This window comes from Streptomyces sp. UF-297, assembly GCF_058245575.1.
This window is the reverse complement of sequence record NZ_JBSIBZ010000285.1, coordinates 1-263: the sequence shown is the minus strand read 5'-3', so window position 1 is coordinate 263 and position 263 is coordinate 1. Positions and strand designations below refer to the sequence as shown.

Genomic DNA, 263 nt, shown 5'->3' with positions numbered 1-263 from the left:
ATCACCACGGCCTTCGGACCGTTGACCGCCGCGATACCGACACCGGGACGACCAGCGATCACCTCAAGGACCCGCTCCTCACCGGCCTCCACCGCCACCATCGCACCACCGGTCGGCAGCTCCTGCATGAGACGGCCACGCGCGGCCACCACCGCGCACGCATCCTCCAGCGACCACACCCCCGCCACATACGCAGCCGCCAGCTCACCGATCGAATGCCCCGCCACCACCTGCGGACGCACACCCCACGACTCCAACAGCCG

1 protein-coding gene is annotated in these 263 nt (G+C 70.0%); it reads right to left on the bottom strand.

Annotated features, from left to right (window positions below; all coding sequences use genetic code 11):
• A partial coding sequence (locus tag AC4IJH_RS43845) for an acyltransferase domain-containing protein (RefSeq protein ID WP_490857623.1) occupies positions 1 to 263 on the bottom strand: 263 nt, incomplete at both ends.